Source organism: Pseudoalteromonas sp. S2893, assembly GCF_005887105.1.
GTDB classification, from domain to species: Bacteria; Pseudomonadota; Gammaproteobacteria; order Enterobacterales; family Alteromonadaceae; genus Pseudoalteromonas; species Pseudoalteromonas atlantica.
In genome coordinates this window covers 138000-158650 of sequence record NZ_PNCY01000008.1, presented here as the reverse complement: position 1 = coordinate 158650, position 20651 = coordinate 138000, and the positions used below count along the sequence as shown (strand labels likewise).

The 20651-nt window shown below is 38.1% G+C and carries 17 protein-coding genes; 11 read left to right on the top strand and 6 right to left on the bottom strand.

Annotated features, from left to right (window positions below; all coding sequences use genetic code 11):
• The first annotated feature begins 102 nt into the window (after window positions 1-102).
• The gene (locus CWC04_RS04315) at window positions 103-789 is read left to right on the top strand and encodes a heavy metal response regulator transcription factor (protein WP_004588805.1); all 687 of its coding nucleotides are present in this window, start codon (window positions 103-105) and stop codon (window positions 787-789) included.
• A complete protein-coding gene (locus tag CWC04_RS04310) occupies window positions 779-2176 on the top strand; it encodes a heavy metal sensor histidine kinase (protein WP_138684700.1) in 1398 nt (465 codons plus the stop codon). Before CWC04_RS04315 ends, CWC04_RS04310 begins: the two co-directional genes overlap by 11 nt.
• Before the next feature lie 205 nt (window positions 2177-2381).
• On the opposite strand, the gene CWC04_RS04305 is transcribed toward CWC04_RS04310, so the two are convergent.
• From CWC04_RS04305 to CWC04_RS04295, 3 genes are all read right to left on the bottom strand, one after another.
• Complete coding sequence (locus CWC04_RS04305; protein WP_249326033.1) at window positions 2382-2807, bottom strand: MerC family mercury resistance protein; 426 nt, start codon at window positions 2805-2807, stop codon at window positions 2382-2384.
• A gap of 102 nt (window positions 2808-2909) precedes the next feature.
• The gene (locus CWC04_RS04300; RefSeq protein ID WP_004588890.1) at window positions 2910-3287 is read right to left on the bottom strand and encodes a MerR family transcriptional regulator; all 378 of its coding nucleotides are present in this window, start codon (window positions 3285-3287) and stop codon (window positions 2910-2912) included.
• 42 nt (window positions 3288-3329) lie between these two features.
• Window positions 3330-3719 carry a Cd(II)/Pb(II)-responsive transcriptional regulator gene (locus tag CWC04_RS04295; protein ID WP_004588889.1) on the bottom strand — a complete coding sequence of 130 codons (390 nt, stop codon included), beginning with the start codon at window positions 3717-3719 and terminating at the stop codon, window positions 3330-3332.
• Between the two features lie 77 nt (window positions 3720-3796).
• On the opposite strand from CWC04_RS04295, the gene CWC04_RS04290 reads away from it, so the two are divergent.
• The 8 genes from CWC04_RS04290 (at window position 3797) to CWC04_RS04255 (ending at window position 13204) form a co-directional block, all read left to right on the top strand.
• Window positions 3797-4411 carry a cation efflux transmembrane domain-containing protein gene (locus tag CWC04_RS04290; protein WP_004588888.1) on the top strand — a complete coding sequence of 205 codons (615 nt, stop codon included), beginning with the start codon at window positions 3797-3799 and terminating at the stop codon, window positions 4409-4411.
• 55 nt (window positions 4412-4466) lie between these two features.
• Complete coding sequence (locus CWC04_RS04285; protein ID WP_138684699.1) at window positions 4467-5198, top strand: transglutaminase-like domain-containing protein; 732 nt, start codon at window positions 4467-4469, stop codon at window positions 5196-5198.
• The gene (locus tag CWC04_RS04280; protein ID WP_138684698.1) at window positions 5185-6087 is read left to right on the top strand and encodes a cation diffusion facilitator family transporter; all 903 of its coding nucleotides are present in this window, start codon (window positions 5185-5187) and stop codon (window positions 6085-6087) included. Before CWC04_RS04285 ends, CWC04_RS04280 begins: the two co-directional genes overlap by 14 nt.
• Window positions 6088-6142: 55 nt before the next feature.
• Window positions 6143-6493 carry a hypothetical protein gene (locus CWC04_RS04275; RefSeq protein ID WP_024032402.1) on the top strand — a complete coding sequence of 117 codons (351 nt, stop codon included), beginning with the start codon at window positions 6143-6145 and terminating at the stop codon, window positions 6491-6493.
• Window positions 6494-6576: 83 nt separating this feature from the next.
• Window positions 6577-7794: a TolC family protein gene (locus CWC04_RS04270; RefSeq protein WP_138684697.1), complete on the top strand. Its 1218-nt coding sequence runs from the start codon at window positions 6577-6579 to the stop codon at window positions 7792-7794.
• Between the two features lie 64 nt (window positions 7795-7858).
• On the top strand, window positions 7859-9115 hold the full coding sequence (locus CWC04_RS04265; RefSeq protein ID WP_138684696.1) for an efflux RND transporter periplasmic adaptor subunit: 1257 nt from the start codon (window positions 7859-7861) through the stop codon (window positions 9113-9115).
• Window positions 9116-9126: 11 nt separating this feature from the next.
• Window positions 9127-12327: an efflux RND transporter permease subunit gene (locus CWC04_RS04260; protein ID WP_138684695.1), complete on the top strand. Its 3201-nt coding sequence runs from the start codon at window positions 9127-9129 to the stop codon at window positions 12325-12327.
• Window positions 12328-13009: 682 nt separating this feature from the next.
• Entirely contained in the window at window positions 13010-13204 is a 195-nt protein-coding gene (locus tag CWC04_RS04255; protein WP_004588794.1) for a (2Fe-2S)-binding protein, read from the top strand.
• A 71-nt stretch (window positions 13205-13275) separates the two neighbouring features.
• On the opposite strand, the gene bfr (CWC04_RS04250) is transcribed toward CWC04_RS04255, so the two are convergent.
• From bfr (CWC04_RS04250) to CWC04_RS04240, 3 genes are all read right to left on the bottom strand, one after another.
• On the bottom strand, window positions 13276-13740 hold the full coding sequence (gene bfr / locus CWC04_RS04250; protein WP_004588793.1) for a bacterioferritin: 465 nt from the start codon (window positions 13738-13740) through the stop codon (window positions 13276-13278).
• 12 nt (window positions 13741-13752) lie between these two features.
• Entirely contained in the window at window positions 13753-14226 is a 474-nt protein-coding gene (gene bfr, locus CWC04_RS04245) for a bacterioferritin (RefSeq protein ID WP_024031963.1), read from the bottom strand.
• Window positions 14227-14392: 166 nt separating this feature from the next.
• Complete coding sequence (locus CWC04_RS04240) at window positions 14393-15463, bottom strand: PepSY-associated TM helix domain-containing protein (RefSeq protein WP_138684694.1); 1071 nt, start codon at window positions 15461-15463, stop codon at window positions 14393-14395.
• A 422-nt stretch (window positions 15464-15885) separates the two neighbouring features.
• Between CWC04_RS04240 and CWC04_RS04235 the strand changes: the two genes are divergently transcribed.
• Complete coding sequence (locus tag CWC04_RS04235; protein WP_138684693.1) at window positions 15886-20643, top strand: PAS domain-containing protein; 4758 nt, start codon at window positions 15886-15888, stop codon at window positions 20641-20643.
• The last annotated feature ends 8 nt before the right edge of the window (window positions 20644-20651 follow it).

Genomic DNA, 20651 nt, shown 5'->3' with positions numbered 1-20651 from the left:
GCGAACATTACAAAGTTGTAATGTTGGTGTCATGTTGCTGTAGTGACAGATACTGCATAATATTTGCAGAGGTAGTTGTTAGGACTTTAATGAAGGAATTGTATGCGCTTATTAGTTGTTGAAGATGAATCAAAGACAGGAGATTATTTAAAACAGGGACTAAGTGAAGCTGGTTTTCAGGTTTCTTTGGCGCGCAATGGTCTTGACGGTCATCACCTAGCAATGACCGACTTATTTGATGTAATAATACTTGATGTCATGTTACCTGACGTATCCGGTTGGAAAATTTTACAGTCGCTACGTGAAGCAGATAACAAAACCCCAGTACTATTTTTATCTGCTCGCGATAGTATAGACGATAGAGTAAAGGGGCTCGAACTTGGTGCTGATGACTATTTAATAAAGCCTTTTGCTTTTGCTGAAGTTTTAGCAAGAGTACGCACTCTTATTCGCCGTGGTGTAGTACAAACAGTTGACGATATACTGATAGTTGCTGATTTAGAAATGGATATTCCAAAGCGAAAAATACAACGTGCAGGCAAGCGTATTTTATTGAGTAATAAAGAGTTTAGCTTACTTGAACTATTGTTACGGCGCGAAGGTGAAGTACTGCCACGTTCGTTAATTGCTTCTCAAGTATGGGATATGAATTTTGATAGCGACACCAATGTGATTGATGTTGCCATTCGTAGGCTAAGAGCAAAAGTTGATGATGACTTTACTGTTAAATTAATTCATACGGTTCGTGGTATGGGCTATAAATTAGAGGTTGAAACTGATGGCTATTAAGTCACGGCCTTTATCACTTACGATACGTGTTGTGTTGTTTGTGGCTGTAACCGTTATTGCGTGCTTAACTTTAGTTGCCACCTTAATAAATAGTTCGATAAAACATCATTTTTTCAAGCAAGATAGTAGTGAACTGCATGTTATTAATCAATCTATTGAATTAGTTTTAAGACAACAGTATAAATCAAACCTGAAACTTAAAAATGAATTATCTAACGCTGTAGCGGGTCATCACGGTGTTTACTATCAGGTAAATACCGCAAAAGGAGAGCTCATTTTTCAAAGTTCTGAACGAGATTTTAGTGATTTTGTAATGAGTGCTAAGGCTTCAGCTGGCTTTAACCGTAACAACATTACCTCATGGCAAAATGATACCCACACCTACCGAGCTCTGGTGAGTAATTTAAGTACTGGGCAACAGCAATACAAAATTACTACAGCGATAGACATGAGCTTTCATTTACACTTTCTCAATCAATTTCAACAAAGCCTTTGGGCTATTATGTTTGGCTCTGCGGTACTCATTTTATTGGTGGCTTGGTTTGCTATACATCAAGGATTAAACCCTTTACGAGGTTTGAGTCAGAAAATGCATGACATCCAAACTAATAAGATGGATGTAAGGCTTGATGAAAATAAAGTGCCTATTGAGCTTGTTAATATGGTGCAGTCGTTTAACTCGATGCTCGACAGGCTCCAAGGTGAATTTATTCGTTTATCAAATTTCTCTAGTGATATTGCGCATGAGTTACGTACTCCACTAACAAATATAATCACTCAAACACAGGTTGGTTTATCTAAAAAAAGACAGTTGTTAGAGTATCAAGAATTATTGTTTTCTAATCTAGAAGAGCTGGAACGACTAACTAAGATGGTTAGTGATATGCTTTGGCTTGCAAAAACTCAGAATGGACTGGTTAAACCCGTTCAAAATACTCTAAAAAGCCATGATGAAATTGAAGCATTATTTGAGTACTTTGATGCTTTGGCTGAAGACTCATTGATTACATTTAAGAAAAAAGGTCAAAACCTTTGTTTTTATTGTGACAAATTACACTTTCGCCAATTATTATCAAACCTCCTATCCAATGCAATAAGGTATGCCCCAAAAGGCTCATCAATCACAGTAAATAGTGAAATATTTACCGCTGAAAAAATATGTATTTCAGTGATTAATACTGGGGAGAGAATACCTTCTGAGCATTTACCTTATTTATTTGACCGCTTTTATCGACCCGATAAATCGCGCCAACGACACAGCGATGGAGCTGGTTTAGGGCTTGCAATAGTTAAAGCTCTAGCGCAAGCAAACGGTGGAAATATAGAGGTCAGTTCAAATAATCAAACTACCAGCTTTAAAGTTTTTCTAAATTTAGCTAAAAGCTAATTATTAAATTTAATAACCCAATGTTTGCTTGTACCTCTAGACTTCCCAGCTTTCATTAAACACCGGTTTATAAACTTAAAGTACAAAACGGAAGTAAACTTCCGATTTGTAAGCCTATATTACTATATTTCGGAAGCAAACTTCCGTTTCTAGTGCTTCCAAGGTAGTTATAGGAAATTTACTTCTGTTTTTCGAAAGCGTTAACCTAGATAGCTATATGAGCCACTTTTCGGGGGCTTATTTGAGCGAAAAGCAGACATTGACCGTTAATCGTTTCAACGACGGCAATTAGCCATACGTTGCATGTTTGCTCCCTTACTGGTTTTACGATATCCAAAACCGACATAACGACCATTAAGCAAATACCAAAGTAAAATAGGTATGTGCTCCAATCATATAGCCAAAGAGGATAAAGCGTTAATAGCACTGCTACAGGCCCTAGAATGCTGAAGACAGCTCTGGTATGGTTTTTATTTTTGTGCCAGTTGTATAAGTTTACCAATAGTTCCAAAGATGCAAAAATAGGTAAAAGCGTATTTACAGCTATTCCTTCGAAGTGAGAGAAGAAGCCTAGTCCTAATGCCGATGCAAGTGACCTTAATGCAGGGAAGCAGGCCGTGCCGCTAGCCAAACGCCACTAGAGCCTACTCTGTCTAATATTTTATTTATCATTTGAAAGTCTATTGGTTGATATTACCATCATTCTAAACTCCGTATACAAGTACGGAGTCAATCATTTTAATGAGTCAATTATGGGGCAATGTGTTGGATCTTCGTTTTGCATACAGGTATTTGTCATACCCACAATTACTTTCTCTAAACGTTGAAGGTCATTAATTTTGTCTCGAATGATTGCTAACTTTTGTCGGTTTAATAGCTCAACTTGAGCGCAGTTGCTGTCCATAGACATTAGCGATTTTATTTCTCTTAACGTAAAGCCGAGCGCTTTGGCTTTTGTGATAAACCTAAGTTGTCCTGCTATTGATTCGTCATATTGTCTATAACCAGATATTGGTTTTTCAGGTTGTGTAATCAGTCCTTCTCGTTCATAAAAACGAATGGTTTCTACATTTAAATTTAATGATTGTGCTAATTTGCCAATGGTTTTCATTATTGCCTTTGTGAATACTACTAATCTAAAGTTATATTTAGTTCAACTATCTAATGACTTGATAATGCCACAGACTTCAATTGTACCGTCAGACCCGCAAGAGCTTGCCATTAGTTTTAACTCTTTTTTGAGTGCATTCAATTCCTTCATTCGTTGATTAACTAAAGTTAGTTGTCGATCAATTAATGCATTTACACTAGAGCAACTCTCCTCTGGCTTGTTTTTTAATTCAATGAGTCGCTTAATATCATTAAGCGGAATATCTAAACTTCGACAATGCTTTACGAACTCTAGCTCTTTAAATGCCTTATTAGAATACAACCTGAAATTCCCTTCAGTGCGATCAGGATCTGACAGCAAGCCCTCCTTTTCATAATATCGGATGGTTTGTACTGAATACCCCGATGTTTTCGATAACTCACCAATTTTCATAAAATTTCCAAATAAACTTGACCCTATAGTCACTATAGGATTTATAGTTAGAGCATACAAGTTAATCGGAGATGAAAATGAGCGATTGTGGGTGTGAAGTTGAGCTAAAAGATAACCAGCAAAAAACGGTGCTTTATTGGCTTCTGGCTATCAATGCCTCGATGTTTGTTTTTGAAATTGGCTTTGGTTGGTTATCAGAATCAACGGCTTTAATTGCAGATTCGTTAGACATGCTAGCGGATGCAATCGTCTATGCAATTGCACTATACGCGGTGGGAAAGTCAATCCAACATAAGGCTAATGCTGCTTTAGTGAGTGGCTATTTCCAACTGGGGTTAGGCGTGTTAATTCTAATGGATATTGCTAGAAGGCTGTATGGTGAAAGTGAGCCTCACTCTTGGTTTATGATTGGCGTAGGCATGGTTGCTTTAGTTGCAAATGTGATTTGTCTCATCCTTATTCGAAAGCACAACAACGATGAAGTACATATGAGAGCTAGCTGGATATTTTCAGCGAATGATGTAATTGCAAATCTTGGTGTCGTTATCGCAGGCATACTCGTTATGGTGCTGAAACAGCGTTGGCCTGATATCGTCATTGGTAGCATCATTTCAATGTTAATTCTTCGAGGCGCTTACCGAATACTAAGCGATGCTAAACAAGAATTAGCTGTTGCTGAGAAAACACGTTAAACACCAAATGAAGATAAACAATCAACCTTTGGTTGTTCAAAGTAAGGAAACATCAATGAATAGCAAATATCTAGAAAAAACCAAGATAGTAAATTTTGAACACTCTACAATTCAATCATTAATTTCTGAGCGTAATTGGCAAGAACTCGATGACTTCAACAAAATTGGTGCAGCCTACCAATTTGTTAAAGATGAAATATTATTTGGTTACAATGAGAGTGATGATATTTCAGCAAGCAGTGTTTTAGCCGATGGTTACGGACAATGCAATACCAAGGGTAACCTGCTGATGGCTTTGTTACGAGGATTAGGTATTCAATGTCGTTTTCACGGCTTTACTATTGAGCAGCGATTACAAAAAGGAGCTATTCCAACTTATGTATTTTGGTTAGCACCTAAATATATCATTCATAGTTGGATTGAAGTTTATTTCAAGGATCGTTGGATAAACTTAGAAGGCTTTATATTAGATGAACAATATTTAAGTTCACTACAGCACAAATTTAGTCAAATAAAAAACGAATTTTGTGGTTATGGTGTTGCAACAAAGTGTTTCTCTTCGCCAGATACAGATTGGCGTGGTCAAGATACCTATATACAAAAAGAAGGTATTCATGATGATTTTGGTGTTTATAATTCCCCTGATGAGTTTTATCTCGAAAAAGGAACTAACTTATCAGGAATCAAACGTTGGATGTATCAACGAGTGATCCGTCACTTTATCAATTTTAACGTAGTCAATGTAAGAAATTTAAAAGTTCTTGAGGTGGAAAATGCACGATCATAGCCATAGCCATTCGCATGGAAAAGACGACCGTATAGGTTGGACATTTTTCCTTAATGTTTCATTTACTATTATCGAATTTATTGGTGGTTGGCTAACCAACAGTACCGCTATTATGGCTGATGCTGTACATGACCTGGGTGACAGTTTATCTATAGGATTCGCTTGGATACTGAGTCGTTTCTCGGATAAAGAAGCATCCGATAGATTTAGCTATGGTTATCGTCGTCTTACCCTGTTTGGCGCATTAATTAACAGTATTGTATTAGTTATTGGTTCTGTCTGGGTGCTATTTGAAGCAATACCAAGATTATCTAATCCTGAAATGCCAATGGCTGAAGGAATGTTGGGTCTTGCATTACTTGGGGTTGCTGTTAATGGGTATGCAGTATTTAAACTAAAAGCGGGTAAAACGCTGAACGAAAAAGTACTTACGTGGCATTTGCTTGAAGACGTACTTGGCTGGGTTGCAGTCCTAATTGTTTCTATCGTGCTGCTTTTTGTAGATCTACCCATATTAGATCCTTTGCTTTCTATAGGCTTTACACTGTTTATATTGTTTAACGTTTTGAAAAACCTGAAAACAACATTGGCACTATTTCTTCAAGCTACACCTGATGAAGAAGTGCAGAATAATATTGAAAAAGCGATAAAGGCTATACCTGAAATTAATGGGATTCATCATATGCACTTTTGGTCATTAGACGGGGAAAGTCACGTATTAACTGCTCACCTAGAGTTAGCCCATAACTTTGAGGTTGATAAATTAATTAGGCTAAAACAACAAGTGGCTAAGGAACTTTCTTCTTATAATTTATCTCATACAACCATTGAGTTTGAGTTTCCTCAAGAAACTTGCCGTGACGAGCATGAAAAACATGCGCATGCCTAGTTTAGAAAACCTTTTTTTGATATGATAATTTTTCATATTTAAGTAGGTGTTTATTTTGAAATTCAATGTTGCGTTAAAAATACTATTAGTCGTTTCGATTGTTTTGCAATCGTTAACTGCTGTTGTATCCGCAACACCTGAGAATCACCAGATAGATATAGAGCACCTTCAAACTCAACATGATCATGCAGATGATCGAAATGTTTTAAATGATAATACAGATGATGAACAGCACGATGTAAAGGATTGTCATCACTGCGGACATTGCAGTGGCAGCCATTTATCTTGGATTTTAGTCAGTAATTCAAATGTCGATGGTAAGCTAAATATTATCAATAAAACTCCTTATCAAATTGATCAAACAAGTACCTTTCTTGAAGCGATACTTCGTCCGCCTATTTCTTAATTAGATTAATTTTTAATGACCTATTTATCCTTTAATAATGGATAAAGGTTTCGTGTTTATTAATTTTAAAATTAAGAATTTTTATGTATATATATTTAAAAAATGCAGGTTTAGTCCTGTCTTTATGCATGGCTGTGAGTTTTTCAGTTGCCACTTATGCCAAACAGAAAAGTATTTCATGGCTAGATAGTCAAATAAATAAAGATCCCGAAGTTGTTGCGGCTAAAGAGTTACTTAATGCAAGTAATCATAGAGCCAAGAGCTTAACTAAAGCCGTATATAACCCAGAGCTTGAAGCAAGCTATGAAAAAGAGGGTGATTTTGATAATTATTCTATTGGTATCAGTCAAACGATTGATTTTTGGGATAAGCAATCAGCAAATAAAAGCATTGGTGAAATTGGTGTTTATGCAAACCAGCAACAATTGTTATCTCTACTCAATTCTAAAAAGGCTAACGCTTTAACTGCAATAGTTAATTGGCAAGCAGCAAAAAAGGTGGCTCAGTTACTTTCAGTAAGAGAAAATCAATTACAAACGCTCGTTGGAATTGTTGAAGATAAGCGAAAAGCAGGACTTCTAGAGCCACTTGACGCTGAACTGGTTTATTTAAACTTGTCCCAAGTTTTCAGTGAAATATCTGAGTCGCAAATTGCTTTGAAAAATGCAGAGGTAAATGTTCAGGAGTTATTGCCTGATTGGACGCCTAATACTACCAATTTGTTTTCATTTACTTTTGGAGCAACAAACTATTCATTTAACTCTCAGTGGGTTGAGGAACATCCAAAAGTTAAACTCGCTAGAGCGCAATGGAAGCTAAAACAATCTAAAGCTCAACTAACCACTATGGAATCTAAAGCCAATCCAACCATTGGAGTTAACGCAGGGAAAAGTGGAGATGAAGACTTGATTGGCGTGACTTTCTCAATTCCTTTAAATATCAGAAATAACTATTCAGATACTGTTAAAGCCGCTTATTCAGAAGCAATTGCAGCAGAGGCTAAGTTTCGGTCGGTTTATCGAAAGCAGTCATTTGAAGCAAAAGCTAATTATGAATCGCTTATTGTCAGTAAAAAATACTATGAGCAATGGCAAAAACTGACAAAAGGCAGATTAGATAGCAGCGAAAACTTATTAAATAAGCGCTGGGAAGCTGGTGACATTAATACTTCTGACTACTTACTTGCATTAAATCAACGTGCGGAAGGGCTTCATGCAGGAATACGTTTGGAAAATCAATTCAAGCTTGCAGAAATATCCTTCATTTTAAGTATGGGTCAGTTATCCAAATTTGAGATTTGAGCGCTTTGTTTTTTCAGTAGCGAAAAACGAAATCTTAAATTTATTAAAAATATAGGTTACAAAAATGAATACAGTAATTAGTAAAAAATTTTTAGCCGTAGTAATTAGCAGCCTGTTAGTTGGGTTTACTACAAATCATGATGCTTTTGCACAGTCGTCAGATGGAACTGGTTCTGTCACAAACGTTTCGAAACAAGAAGAAAAAGAACATCAAGATGAGCATGAACACGAAAAGGGACATGAAGAAGATAAAGGTGACCATGACGAGCACGGCCATGAAGGTGGTAATAGAGAGGGAGAAGAAGAACATGAAGAAGGTATCACTATTGATCCAAAGAAGATGTCGCTTGCTAACATTAAAGTGGAAAGTGTTAAGCCTGAATATCAATTTAGCTCCGTATATGCACCTGGCGAAATAAAAGCTAATGGCTATAAAAGTTATGTGGTATCACCACGTACAGAGTCAGTCATTATCAGTCGCCATGCAGCGCTTGGCGAGTATGTAGAAATAGGTCAGAAGTTAGTTACATTATTTAGTGAAGCAATGGCACAAGCACAAGCTGACTATTTAATCGCTTCAACCGAATGGCAACGTGTAAAAAAGCTGGGTAATAAGACGGTGAGTGAAAGTCGATTATTACAAGCTGAAACAACATACAATGCGAGCTATGGCAAGCTCATTGCTTTAGGGTTAACTGAAAAAGCAATAAATGGTATTTCTAACAAAGACATTAAAGCATTTGGACAATATGCATTAACGGCGCACCGTGAAGGTGTCGTGCTTCAAGACGACTTTATCCAAGGGCAACGTGTTGATGCTGGGGATTCAGTCATGTTGTTAGCTGATGAAAAACAACTATGGGTTGAAGCAAAAGTTTCTCCAAATAAAAAGCTAAATTTATCAATTGATTCTCCTGCGGTACTTAAATTAGAAGGCCAGAGTTACAATGCCAAAGTTATCCAAGAAGCCCATACAATTGATCCCGTAACTCGTACAAGAATTATTAGATTGGGGGTACAGAATGCTGATGATAACCTTCATTCAGGTATGTTTGTAAAAGTTTACTTTCAGTTTGCCACAAAGCAGAAAGTGATGGCTGTGCCAGAAGAAGCATTGATCCGCAGCGCAGATGGTGATTGGACCGTATTTGTCGAAGACCACCCTGGAGAATTTAAAGCTGTAGAAGTAGAACTAGGCCGAGCCTTAGGTGATTTTAGGGAAATCATTGGCCTTGATAGTGGGACGCGAATTGTAACCAAAGGCGCATTTTTTGTTGCTTCTGAAATCGCTAAAGGCGGATTTGATCCGCATAACCACTAAGGAGTAAGACTATGTTTAATAAAATAATAGATTGGTCTGTTAATAATAGACTCCTGATTTTGATTGCGCTGTTTGCCACAATTGTCGGCGCAATTATGGTTATACCAAAACTAAATTTAGATGCCTTTCCTGATGTTACTAATGTTCAAGTTGCTGTAAATACTGAAGCGCCAGGACTAGCTGCTGAAGAAGTTGAACAACTCATTACGTACCCCATTGAAGCGGTCATGTATGCCTTACCTGATGTAGAACAAGTGCGCTCAATTTCTAAAACAGGCTTGTCTGGCGTCACGGTTGTTTTCAAAGAAGGCACCGACATTTACTTTGCAAGACAACTCGTATTTGAGCGTCTTCAAGCCGCAAAAGAACTGATACCAGAAGGTGTCGGCACACCCGAAATGGGGCCAAACACCTCAGGGCTAGGCCAAGTATTTCAGTACCTTCTTATTTCAGATAAAGATGCAGGCTATGATGCTATGGCACTCAGGAGTCTCAATGATTGGGTAGTAAAATTACTCGTTATGCCTGTCGATGGTGTTACTGATGTACTCTCCTTTGGAGGTATTGTTAGGCAGTACCAAGTAAATGTAGATCCATCTAAGCTTCTTTCTTATAACCTAACGCAAGAAGACGTTGTTGGTGCCCTAGATAACAACAATGCCAATGTTGGCGGATGGTATATGAACCGTGGGCAAGAGCAGCTTGTTATTAGAGGTGCAGGTTGGTTTGAAAGTGGTGACGCTGGTATTAGTAATATCAAACAAGTTCCCGTCAAAACAGTTGATGGGACAGTTGTGACGGTTTCGGATATTGCTAAAGTTGAAATGGGCAGTGAAATTCGTCAAGGCGCTGTCACAATGACGCGCAAAACCGAAGACGGTAAAGTCGAAAATTTAGGTGAAGTTGTCTCTGGCATTGTCTTAAAACGCATGGGGTCTAATACTAAAGCCACCATTGATAGTATCAATGCAAGAATCCCATTGATTAATCAAGCATTGCCTAAAGGTGTTCGCTTTGAACCATTTTATGATCAGGCTGATTTGATTGAAAAAGCCGTTGATACAGTAGTTGATGCACTATTACTAGCATTTATTTTCATCTGTATTGTATTAGCACTATTTTTAATGAATATACGTGCAACCTTCCTTGTCCTAATATCTATTCCAATTTCAATTGGTATCGCGTTAATGATCATGGCTTGGTGGGGCATTTCTGCAAACCTTATGTCATTGGGGGGCATTGCCGTAGCCATTGGTATGCTAGTTGATGGTTCAGTCGTGATGGTTGAAAACATGTTTAAGCATTTAAATAGACCAGACTCTACCCATTTAAAAACTGTAAAAGAAAGAGTGCCTAGTGCTGATACTGATCCACATGATGTAGAACAAGATGAGCATGGTATTAAGTTACGTCTTCAAAATGCGGGTAAAGAAGTGGCTCGTCCCGTATTTTTTGCAGCTTCTATTATTTTAGTCGTATTTACGCCTTTATTTAGCTTTGAAGGTGTTGAGGCAAAGTTATTTCAACCTATGGCAATAAGCATCATTTTAGCTGTTATATCTGCTATTGTGGTTGCGTTGTTTTTTGTACCCGCTTTAGCTACTTATTTATTTAAGTCAGGTGTAAAAGAGAGGGAAAGCTTTGTTCTTAGGCCATTAGACAAACTCTACAGAAAAGGGCTTACATTCGCACTAAAACGCACCAAATTAGTCATTTCAGCCGCACTTATATTAGTTTTCTCTGCCTTTGCATTAGTTCCATTAATTGGTACTGAATTTGTACCTGAGTTAGAAGAAGGGACGATAAACTTAAGAGCAACGCTTGCACCTTCTTCCAGTTTAGATACCGCGCTCACTGTGGCACCAATTCTAGAAGAAAAACTAATGGCTTTTCCTGAAGTAACCTATGCATTAAGCCGAATTGGTCGAGCAGAAATAGGTGGAGACCCAGAGCCAGTGAATAACATCGAAATTTACATAGGGTTGAAGCCTGTTTCTGAGTGGACCAGTGCATCTAATCGATATGAACTTCAAGGAAAAATGGAGAGATCTTTAGAAGAATTCCCTGGGTTGCTACTCAACTTTTCTCAACCTATTGCGACTCGTGTCGATGAGCTACTATCTGGTGTTAAGGCTCAGTTGGCGATAAAGTTGTTTGGGCCTGAACTTGAGGTACTGGCGGCTAAAGGTCAAGAAATAGAAACAGCAATTAAAAACATTGAAGGTGCAAGGGATGTTGCATTGGAGCAAATTGCTGGTGAAGCGCAATTGGTGATAAGTCCTAACAGGCAAGAACTATCACGCTTTGGATTGTCTGTGAGTGACATAATGGAGGTTGTGCGTGATGGTATTGGTGGTGTTGCAGCCGGACAAATAATCAATGGTAATGAACGTTATGATATTTACGTTCGCATAGAGGAAGAGTACCGAAGTAACAAAGAAGCTATTGCTGATATTCGGCTTCAATCACCTACTGGTGCTTGGGTGCGACTGGGTGACGTAGCCTCAGTCTCATTTGAGTCAGGCCCACCACAAGTTAGACGCGATGATGTACAACGAAGAGTCGTTATCCAAGCAAATGTACAAAATCGAGATATGGGAAGCGTGGTTGCCGATATCAGAACGGTAATTGCTGAAAAGGTTGACTTACCTTCAGGTTATTCTGTTTCGATTGGCGGCCAGTTCGAAAGTCAAAAACGTGCTCAAAATAGGTTAGCTATAGTTGTACCTTTATCGTTAGCACTAATCGCACTACTACTTTACTTTGCCTTTGGTTCTGTTGGTCAAGCTATGCTGATATTGGTCAACGTGCCGCTTGCTGTAATTGGCGGAGTTTTCTCCTTATATTTATCTGGACAATACTTGTCTGTACCAAGCTCCGTTGGCTTTATTACCTTATTTGGTGTAGCGGTATTGAATGGGGTCGTTATGGTAGAAAGTATCAACCAACGTATTAAAGACGGTCTAGAAGCATCTAAAGCCGTTTTTGAAGGCGCTACTTCAAGATTAAGACCTGTACTTATGACTGCTATAACATCAGCTTTAGGTTTGATACCGATGTTAATGTCTAATGGTGTTGGTGCAGAAATACAGCGCCCATTAGCGAGTGTTATTGTTGGCGGCTTGGTAACTGCAACACTGTTAACATTATTTGTTTTACCTGTTTTATATCGCTGGTTTTCAGAGAAAAAAATAAAAGAGCTATCAAGATAAAATTACTGTGAACTCTAACCCCACGCTAAAGTCACGTTTAGCGTGGGGTTATTGAGTAGATGAACGAAAAGAAAGATTAGATTTAACAATAAACTAATAGTCATGACTGCTTTGTCGGAATATTTGTCGTTAAACAGGCCAAAGCTAACTTCCGCTTTCGTATCTTTGCAGTCTTAATCTCTATGTGTCTCAAGGTCGGCTTATGGCACAGAGCAGACCGCCGGTAATTATTGAGTGATGCAATCCACGGCTATAACTGCCCATGAATACAAGTTCTTTATGTAATGAAAAATAAAGATGCGCTGTTGCTACTCCGCAAAGCATCGGCCTAAATAAACTCTACCTCGAAGTAAACCGATTAGCTTTCGTATAACAGATAGGCAAATTATCAATTCAAATCACTTACTGTAATAGATGTTTTCAAGCGATTTCTCGTTGTTTAAGAAATTTACCTAATAAAAAACATAATTATTTTTAGAGTGTAATTTAGTTAATAAATCTCAATTTAAGTGCCATATTTCATTATAAATCAATAAGTTCTCAACGCGCCGTGAATTCTCGATTTAAGTGGCACTGATCATTTTTTGAAAAATAACTAATTTTTATTCCACAAACAATTGATAACCATTATTGTTTAGATTAATATGCACCTAATAAATGAAATTGAGAGTAGTTTGTATTCATGTATATTTGTCTTTGTCACGGGGTGACCGATAAAAAAATTGAGCAAACAATTGACGATGGTGCAACTACCATGCGTGAATTAACTAAAGAGCTTAAAGTAGGCAGCCAATGCGGTAAGTGTTGTTGTTGTACTAAAAAGATCCTAAATCGCAAACTTATTGAGATTGCAGATATTACCGATCAAGTTGCTTAATTCATTATTACAAAATTCAAATACAAAAAAAGCAGCTTATAAAGCTGCTTTTTTTATGACCTAAATTTACCTTACAGTTGAGACTGTAAGTAATTTTCAAGTCCCGTATTTTGAATAAGTAATTGCTGGGTTTCTAGCCAGTCAATTTGTTCTTCCTGCTCGTTCAAAATATTGTCGAGTGCTTCACGGCTAATATAATCTTTTTTGTTTTCAGCTAATTTAATTGCACTGCGCAAATCATCAATTGTATCAAGCTCAAAGCTCATATTTGCAGCAATCATTTCTTCGCTGTTTTCGCCAATGCGTAAACGGCCTAGGTCTTGTAAGTTAGGTAAGCCTTCTAAAAATAAAATACGTTCGATTAAACGATCGGCGTTTTTCATTTTTTGAATTGAAACTTTGTAATCTGCTTTATCAAGCTGGCTAAAACCAAAATCTTTAAACATGCGGGCATGCAAAAAGTATTGGTTAATACCCACAAGCTCATTAGCGAGTACTTTATTTAAAGCTGCTATAACGTCTTTATCGCCTTTCATACTTTATGCTCCTTACTCGCCCATTTGTGCTTGGTGGTAGTTTTGCGTACCAATTTTATCAATTAGACCAAGTTGTTGCTCTAACCAATAAACGTGATCTTCTTCGGTATCAAATAATAGCTTTTCTAACACTTCGCGAGACTGATAATCTTGCTGCTCTTCACAAATAGCAATTACCTCTTTAACACATGCAACTACTTCAAGCTCCAATGTTAAGTCGTTTTGCATCATGCTTTTTACATCGTTACCAATTAAAAGGTCACGGCGTTTAGTCATGTTAGGCACGCCTTCTAAGAACAAGATGCGTTTGATTAGCCAATCAGCATGATCTTTTTCTTCTTCCATTTCATGGTTAAGGCGTACATATAATTTATCTAAACCCCAGTCATCATACATGCGTGAATGAATAAAATACTGGTCAATTGCGGCTAACTCATTGGCTAGCAAAGTATTAAATGCATCGATTACTTTTTGATTACCTTTCATGATAAATCACCTTAACTATTTTAATTGTGCATAGTGTAGTTAAATTTGCGTGTTTTGCAAGTTTTTCTATAAAAATCATTAATTTACAATTGGTTTTGATTCTTATTTAAATTTGCGTTATTGCTTGGTTTATGTACAGTTTTGCATTTTCATTTAACGGGTAATTCTATACCCACTTGTGCCGTTTGCACCATAAATAAACACCACTGAGTATAAAAAATGCTAACGACAGTGATATTAAAAGCCATACAAATTTTACAATCGGCCCTGCAAATGCGCCAGTATGAAACACATATTTAAAGTTCCATACATGGGTGACTGCATTTGCTTTACTGGCATCATACGCGCTAAGCACTTTAGCGTTGTATGGATTTACCCACACCCAGCTATAAGCATGGCTTTCTCCTGGGTTTTGTATGCGTAAAGCGATTGGGTCATTGTGTTTTTTAGGTAAGTAAATACGATACAAAACCCCCTCAGGAAATACATCAAGGGCTTTATTTATTGCTTGGTCGTAGTTAAAACTTGCTGTTGATTTTGCTATCACTTTTGGCGCTTTAGGCCTATTTTGTACTTGAGAAAATGCCACGGTTTCTACTAATGTTTTGGTCGCGCTTTTCCAATTAAAGGTGATACCTGTAAAGGCTATAAGCAATAGCGGTAATAAAACATAAACACCCATCACGGTGTGTAGCTGATACATAAGTACTTTAAATTTGGCTTTAGGTTTAATCGCCAGTCGTTTTAGGCGGTTTTTAGGCTTTACCCATAAATAAAAACCCACTAACACATTTATTATTAATAATAGGGCGCATACAGAGACCACATTTTTTAGCGGTTTTTCACCAGAGACTGTTTCAAATAATAGCCAGCGATGCAAAGCAAGGGTAAAACCATACAGCGTGTCATTTGTTTGGTATTGAAAAATTACTTTGCCTGTATACGGGTTCACACTGGCGTTGCTGCCATCACCTAATCTAAATTGCCAGCTGGCATTAGGGTTACTAAGGGGCATAAAGCGGGTGATTTTTTTATCTGTTTGCTGCTGTACTGCGCGGATTAACTCTGCGTGGCTAAGCGTTTTGGTTTGTGGTTCTACCTGCCATTTGTCGGGCTGAATATAATATTGTATGTCATTTGCATAAAGTAAAATGGCGCCGCTAATACTGAGTATTAACAAAAAAAGGCCACTTAGTAAGGCAAGGTATAAGTGAATTCGACGTAACCAGATTTTCAAAAGTAATCTCTATAATAAGCAGTTACAGCAATTGTAAGTGATAGAACAGGTGTTTATCAATTTTTAAAATGTGACCCTTTGTGTAAGCAAACTCCTGTATATAAAACCGCGAACAACACGCCAAGCTTTAGGCCCTTAAATAACGTTTAAAAATTTAGTGGCTTTAAGTCAGTAAAAGTTCGTATGAGTAATGCGCTTTAATTTTTATAATAATGAAATAAACACCAGCTAAAAATTAAAAAATGCACGGTTTGCGTTATTGCTTATTTTTGCGTGTAAATTTTAATTGCAACTTATTGATGTTTAAACTGTAATTATGTGATGTATTTTAAACGCTTTACGGGCTAAAACTTGCGTCTTTTAGGTTTTAGTGCATTAATATAGGTAATAAATAATACAATTACAGTTGTTGGATATATAGCATGGTTGAAGGAAAAAAGTATGGGCTGCTAAATGGCACAGCTCAGTCTGTGCGTAGTAAGCTGATCATTACTTTTTTAGTTATTGCTATTGTTCCACTTTGCTTGCTGACCTGGTTTAGCTTACAGCACGTTAATAATACCTTGCAAAAAAATGCAAATGCAGAGCTTCATGAATTAAGCTCTATCGCATCAGAGTTTGCTAATTTATGGTTTGATGATCACCTTACTGATTTATATACCTTTAAAAATCAGCTTTCTAACTTCCCGCTTGAACAAAGCAAATTAATAAATCATTTTGTTAATCAATATGACTTTGTAAATAGTATAGAAATTATAGCTGCATCGGCGCTTAAGCAGCCCATTATCTCGCCTTACGGGCAGATAAACAAAGGTGAGCTTGGTACGCTTATAAATTCGGTTAATACCTCAACGCCAGCCGCTTTTGGCTCTGTTATGTTAAATGGCAAGCAGTTTAATATTGTGGCTATGCCTTTGCTTAATTCGGCGCAACAACTAGAGGGGGTAATTCTCACAGAAGTCAATATTAATGGCCTTTTAAAAAGCTTAAACACCATTCACAACATGCACAACGAAGTGAGTTTTTTTGTACTACATAATAATAAAATAGAGCGCTCTTCAGTAACAAATGCAGATGAGGCGCCTGTTTTTTCGCAAACGGCCCTCACCAGTAAGCAAGTGTTTGATTACGCCAGTGCCAACGGCACGACATACCATGCATATATTAGTGATTTAAATTTTTTAGGTGTGCAAGGGTGGCAACTTTTAGCAGCAAAACCTTTGCACATTATGCTCAAAGACTCTACTTATTATAAGCAGCTGGCTATTTTTACAAATGCAGTTTCTTTACTTCTCATTTTATGCGCAGCGTGGTGGTTTAGTCGGCGCTTATCTAAGCCTTTAATTCAGCTTACCTCAGTAATGGCCCGAATTACCGATGGCGAGAAAGTAAAGGTACCTACTTTAACTGATAGTCTCGAGTTAAATAGGTTATCAGTAGATCTTCAAAAAATGGTGGCATTTAAAGAAGAGCAGCAGAGCATATTGCAAAAGCAGCGCTCTGCTTTGCAAACTGCGTTTAAACAATTGGATGAGCAAAAAAGTGCCCTCGATGAGCATGCCATTGTTGCGGTAACAGATTTAGCGGGCACCATCACTTTTGTAAATAAGAAGTTTTGTGAAATTAGCGGCTATGAAGAACATGAGCTTATAGGCCAAAATCACCGTTTACTTAACTCAGGAAGGCACGACAAAAGCTTTTTTAAAAGCATGTATAAAACCCTTAAACGGGGTGAAGTATGGAACGGCCAAATATGTAATAAAGCAAAACATGGTGGCTTTTATTGGGTAGACACCACCATAGCGCCATTTTTTGATGAGCACGGTAAACCGCAAAGCTATATAGCCATTCGTACTGATGTCACGCCATTAAAATTACAAGAGCTTGAACTTGAGCAGCACAAAACCCAGCTTCAGTTAGTCATAGATACCACCGCCGTAGGAATATGGGATTGGTTTATAGATACCAGCAAAGTGACTTTTAATAATCGCTGGGCAGAAATAATAGGCTATAAACTCAGCGAGTTAGAACCTACCACTATCAATACTTGGTATAAGTTTGCACACCCCGATGATTTGGTTATTTCAGAGCAAAAGCTAAAAGCGCACTTTAATGGTGACACTGATTACTATGTCAGCGAAGCGCGAATGAAACACAAAGATGGCCACTGGGTTTGGGTACTCGATACTGCAAAAGTAGTCGACTGGAACCTAGATGGGTCGCCTCGTCGTATGATTGGAACACATTTAGATATTACCGAGCGCAAGCAAATAGAGTCAGAGCTACAGTATAGCCGCGATCGCTTTGCTTCTTTAGTGGAAAATATTCCGGGGGTTATTTATCGATGTAAGTTCGATAAAGCTTGGACCATGTTGTACATGAGTGACCAAGTAAAAGACATAACAGGCTATACGCCTGGTGACTTTATTAATAATAAAACACTAAGCTTTGCCGCTATTATTCACGATGGCAATCAAGATGTTGAGCTGCAGGTAAGTACCTGTATTGCACAAAAGCTGCCCTGGTCTATTGAATACAGAGTAAAAAGAAATGATGGCAGTATTCGTTGGGTACACGAAAAAGGCCAAGCAATTTATGGCGATGACAACGAGGTTCTTTATTTAGATGGCTTTATTTTAGACATTACTGAGCGCCATAATACTCAAGTAGAAATTACCCGCCAACAAAACCTGCTTGAGGCAATGAGTAAACAAGGCCAAATTGGCGCATGGGAAATAAACCTTGAAAACCAAACCATGTATTGGTCAGACGAAGTAAAAGTCATACACGAAGTTCCCGACGGGTTTGAACCTAATATTGATACAGCCATTAACTTTTATAAGCCAGGAGAGCACCGCGATAAAATTAGTACGTTGTTTGAATGTGCGGTGACTTTAGGCGAAAGCTGGAGTGTTGAGCTGATAATTTTAACTTATACCGGTAAAGAGCGCTGGGTTAAGTCGATGGGGCAGGCGGAATTTAAAGACGGCAAATGTGTGCGTGTTTTTGGCTCGTTCCAAAGTATTGATGCACATAAACGCCTAGAGTTAGAAAGCGAAAAAGCAAACGCCTATAACAAAAATTTAGCGTCATTAACGGTTTCGCCTGAGGTACAAAATAGCGACGTTGCGCAAGTTAAAAAGCTGACGATAAAGTCGATGGTAGAGGTATTAAATGTTGAGCGTGCCTCTATTTGGATATTTAACAAACAGTGCGACGAAATGGCGTGCCATGGTTTATATACTCGACAAGATGGATTTGTAGATTTTGACGGCGTTCTTAAAAAGGTTGATTTTCCAAGTTACTATGAGGCTATTTTTGAGCAAAACCTAGTGGCAATTGAAGATGTATATACGCATAAGGCAACCATTGAATTTACGCAAAGTTATACTCAACCATTAAATATTCAGTCAATGCTGGATGCGGTTATTTCATCAGGCGATGGAAATTTAGGTATTTTATGCGCAGAAACTGTAGGGGTTAAGCACACTTGGACGCAAAGCGAAGAAACCTACTTGCGCTCTTTGGCTACGTTAGTCGGTAGTACCTTGGTCTCGCAAAAGCGTAAAGAAACCGCTGAAAAGCTAAAGGTTGCTTTAGTGCAAGCACAAGATGCTGCTGTAGCAAAAAGCCAGTTTTTAGCAACTATGAGCCACGAAATTCGTACACCGATGAATGGCGTATTAGGCATGTTAGAGCTGGTAGAATTAGAACCATTAAGTAAACCAATAGAAAAAAAGGTCGCTATTGCTAAAAGCAGTGCTCATTCTTTACTCGGCGTTATTAACGATATTTTAGATTTTTCTAAGGCGGAAGCAGGCAAAGTTGAGCTTGAGCATATACATTTTAATGCGCGCGACTTAATTGGCGAAATAGCCGAGGCACAGGCCTTTACCGCACAAGAAAAAGGCATTGAGATTATTTTAGATTTAGTCTCCTTGGAGCCTTCACATTTAATGGGCGACCCCGGGCGCATACGCCAAGTGGTAACCAACTTAATTAGTAATGCGGTTAAATTTACCAGTCAGGGTGAAGTGGTGGTGAACGCATCTATAGAAAAAACCGACCAAGACCTACTGCTAAATATAAAAGTAAAAGACTCAGGAATAGGCATAACCGAAGCAAAACAACAGCAATTATTTACCCCTTTTTCGCAAGTGGATGCATCAACCACGCGAGAATACGGAGGCACGGGGCTGGGGCTTGCAATATGTAAACAGTTATGTGAGCTAATGAATGGTAAAATTTCACTGGCGAGCGAACCTGGCAAAGGCAGCGAATTTACTGCAACCATGCAAGTGGCTGAAGGCATCGAAAAAGAACGTACCATCCCTAATATCAATATGAGTTCCTTAAATGTACTAGTGGTTGATGATAACGAGACAAACCGCTTAGTTATCTCTCAGCAATTAGGGCATTGGGGGGCTAATGTTACGCTTGCTAGTAGTGCAAAACAGGCGCTTGAACTATGTGCACAGCGCATAGAAAATGATCAGCCTATGTTTGATATTGCCGTGCTAGACATGCAAATGCCAGAAATGGATGGAATGGAGCTGTGTAAAGTGCTTAAAGCACATGATGACTATAAAGCCATGCCATTAGTAATGATGACCAGTATTGCAGGTATGGAAGGCGCTCAGCGCTACTCAAAAATTGGTTTTCAGGCTTATTTTCCTAAGCCGGTTACAACCGCCGATTTAATTTCTGCGTTATCGGTTATTACAAGTTCAGACAGCACGGAGCCCCTTCCTTTGGTGACCCCAGGGTATATTTCGTCACTCAGAAAAGAAAAATCAGACACACCTGCAAAAATTTTATTAGTTGAGGATAACCCCGTTAATCAGCATGTTTCTACACTGATGCTTAAAAAGCTAAATTGCGAAGTGATACTGGCGCAAAATGGTCAAGAAGCCATAAATACCTTAAGTGAGCATAACGAAGGGTATTTTGATTTAGTGTTAATGGATTGCCAAATGCCGGTAATGGATGGCTTTGACGCCACGGCTAATATAAGAGACGGTATGGCAGGGGATGAGCACAAAGCAATAAAAATAATTGCCCTAACCGCCAATGCAATGGACTCAGATAAAGAGCGTTGTATTAATGCCGGTATGGATGACTACTTAACTAAACCCATTCAGCTTGATATTTTAAAAGAAAAAATAGAGCAGTACTTTTAGGATTAATA

Excerpts from the sequence above, each read along its gene's own strand:
- bfr (WP_004588793.1), bottom strand. The coding sequence starts at position 13,740 with ATGAAAGGCGATAAAGACGTTATAGCAGCTTTAAATAAAGTACTCGCT.
- CWC04_RS04285 (WP_138684699.1), top strand. The coding sequence starts at position 4,467 with ATGAATAGCAAATATCTAGAAAAAACCAAGATAGTAAATTTTGAACAC.
- CWC04_RS04235 (WP_138684693.1), top strand. The coding sequence starts at position 15,886 with ATGGTTGAAGGAAAAAAGTATGGGCTGCTAAATGGCACAGCTCAGTCT.
- CWC04_RS04255 (WP_004588794.1), top strand. The coding sequence starts at position 13,010 with ATGTATATTTGTCTTTGTCACGGGGTGACCGATAAAAAAATTGAGCAA.
- CWC04_RS04270 (WP_138684697.1), top strand. The coding sequence starts at position 6,577 with ATGTATATATATTTAAAAAATGCAGGTTTAGTCCTGTCTTTATGCATG.
- CWC04_RS04310 (WP_138684700.1), top strand. The coding sequence starts at position 779 with ATGGCTATTAAGTCACGGCCTTTATCACTTACGATACGTGTTGTGTTG.
- CWC04_RS04265 (WP_138684696.1), top strand. The coding sequence starts at position 7,859 with ATGAATACAGTAATTAGTAAAAAATTTTTAGCCGTAGTAATTAGCAGC.
- CWC04_RS04290 (WP_004588888.1), top strand. The coding sequence starts at position 3,797 with ATGAGCGATTGTGGGTGTGAAGTTGAGCTAAAAGATAACCAGCAAAAA.
- CWC04_RS04260 (WP_138684695.1), top strand. The coding sequence starts at position 9,127 with ATGTTTAATAAAATAATAGATTGGTCTGTTAATAATAGACTCCTGATT.
- CWC04_RS04280 (WP_138684698.1), top strand. The coding sequence starts at position 5,185 with ATGCACGATCATAGCCATAGCCATTCGCATGGAAAAGACGACCGTATA.
- CWC04_RS04315 (WP_004588805.1), top strand. The coding sequence starts at position 103 with ATGCGCTTATTAGTTGTTGAAGATGAATCAAAGACAGGAGATTATTTA.
- CWC04_RS04300 (WP_004588890.1), bottom strand. The coding sequence starts at position 3,287 with ATGAAAACCATTGGCAAATTAGCACAATCATTAAATTTAAATGTAGAA.
- bfr (WP_024031963.1), bottom strand. The coding sequence starts at position 14,226 with ATGAAAGGTAATCAAAAAGTAATCGATGCATTTAATACTTTGCTAGCC.
- CWC04_RS04295 (WP_004588889.1), bottom strand. The coding sequence starts at position 3,719 with ATGAAAATTGGTGAGTTATCGAAAACATCGGGGTATTCAGTACAAACC.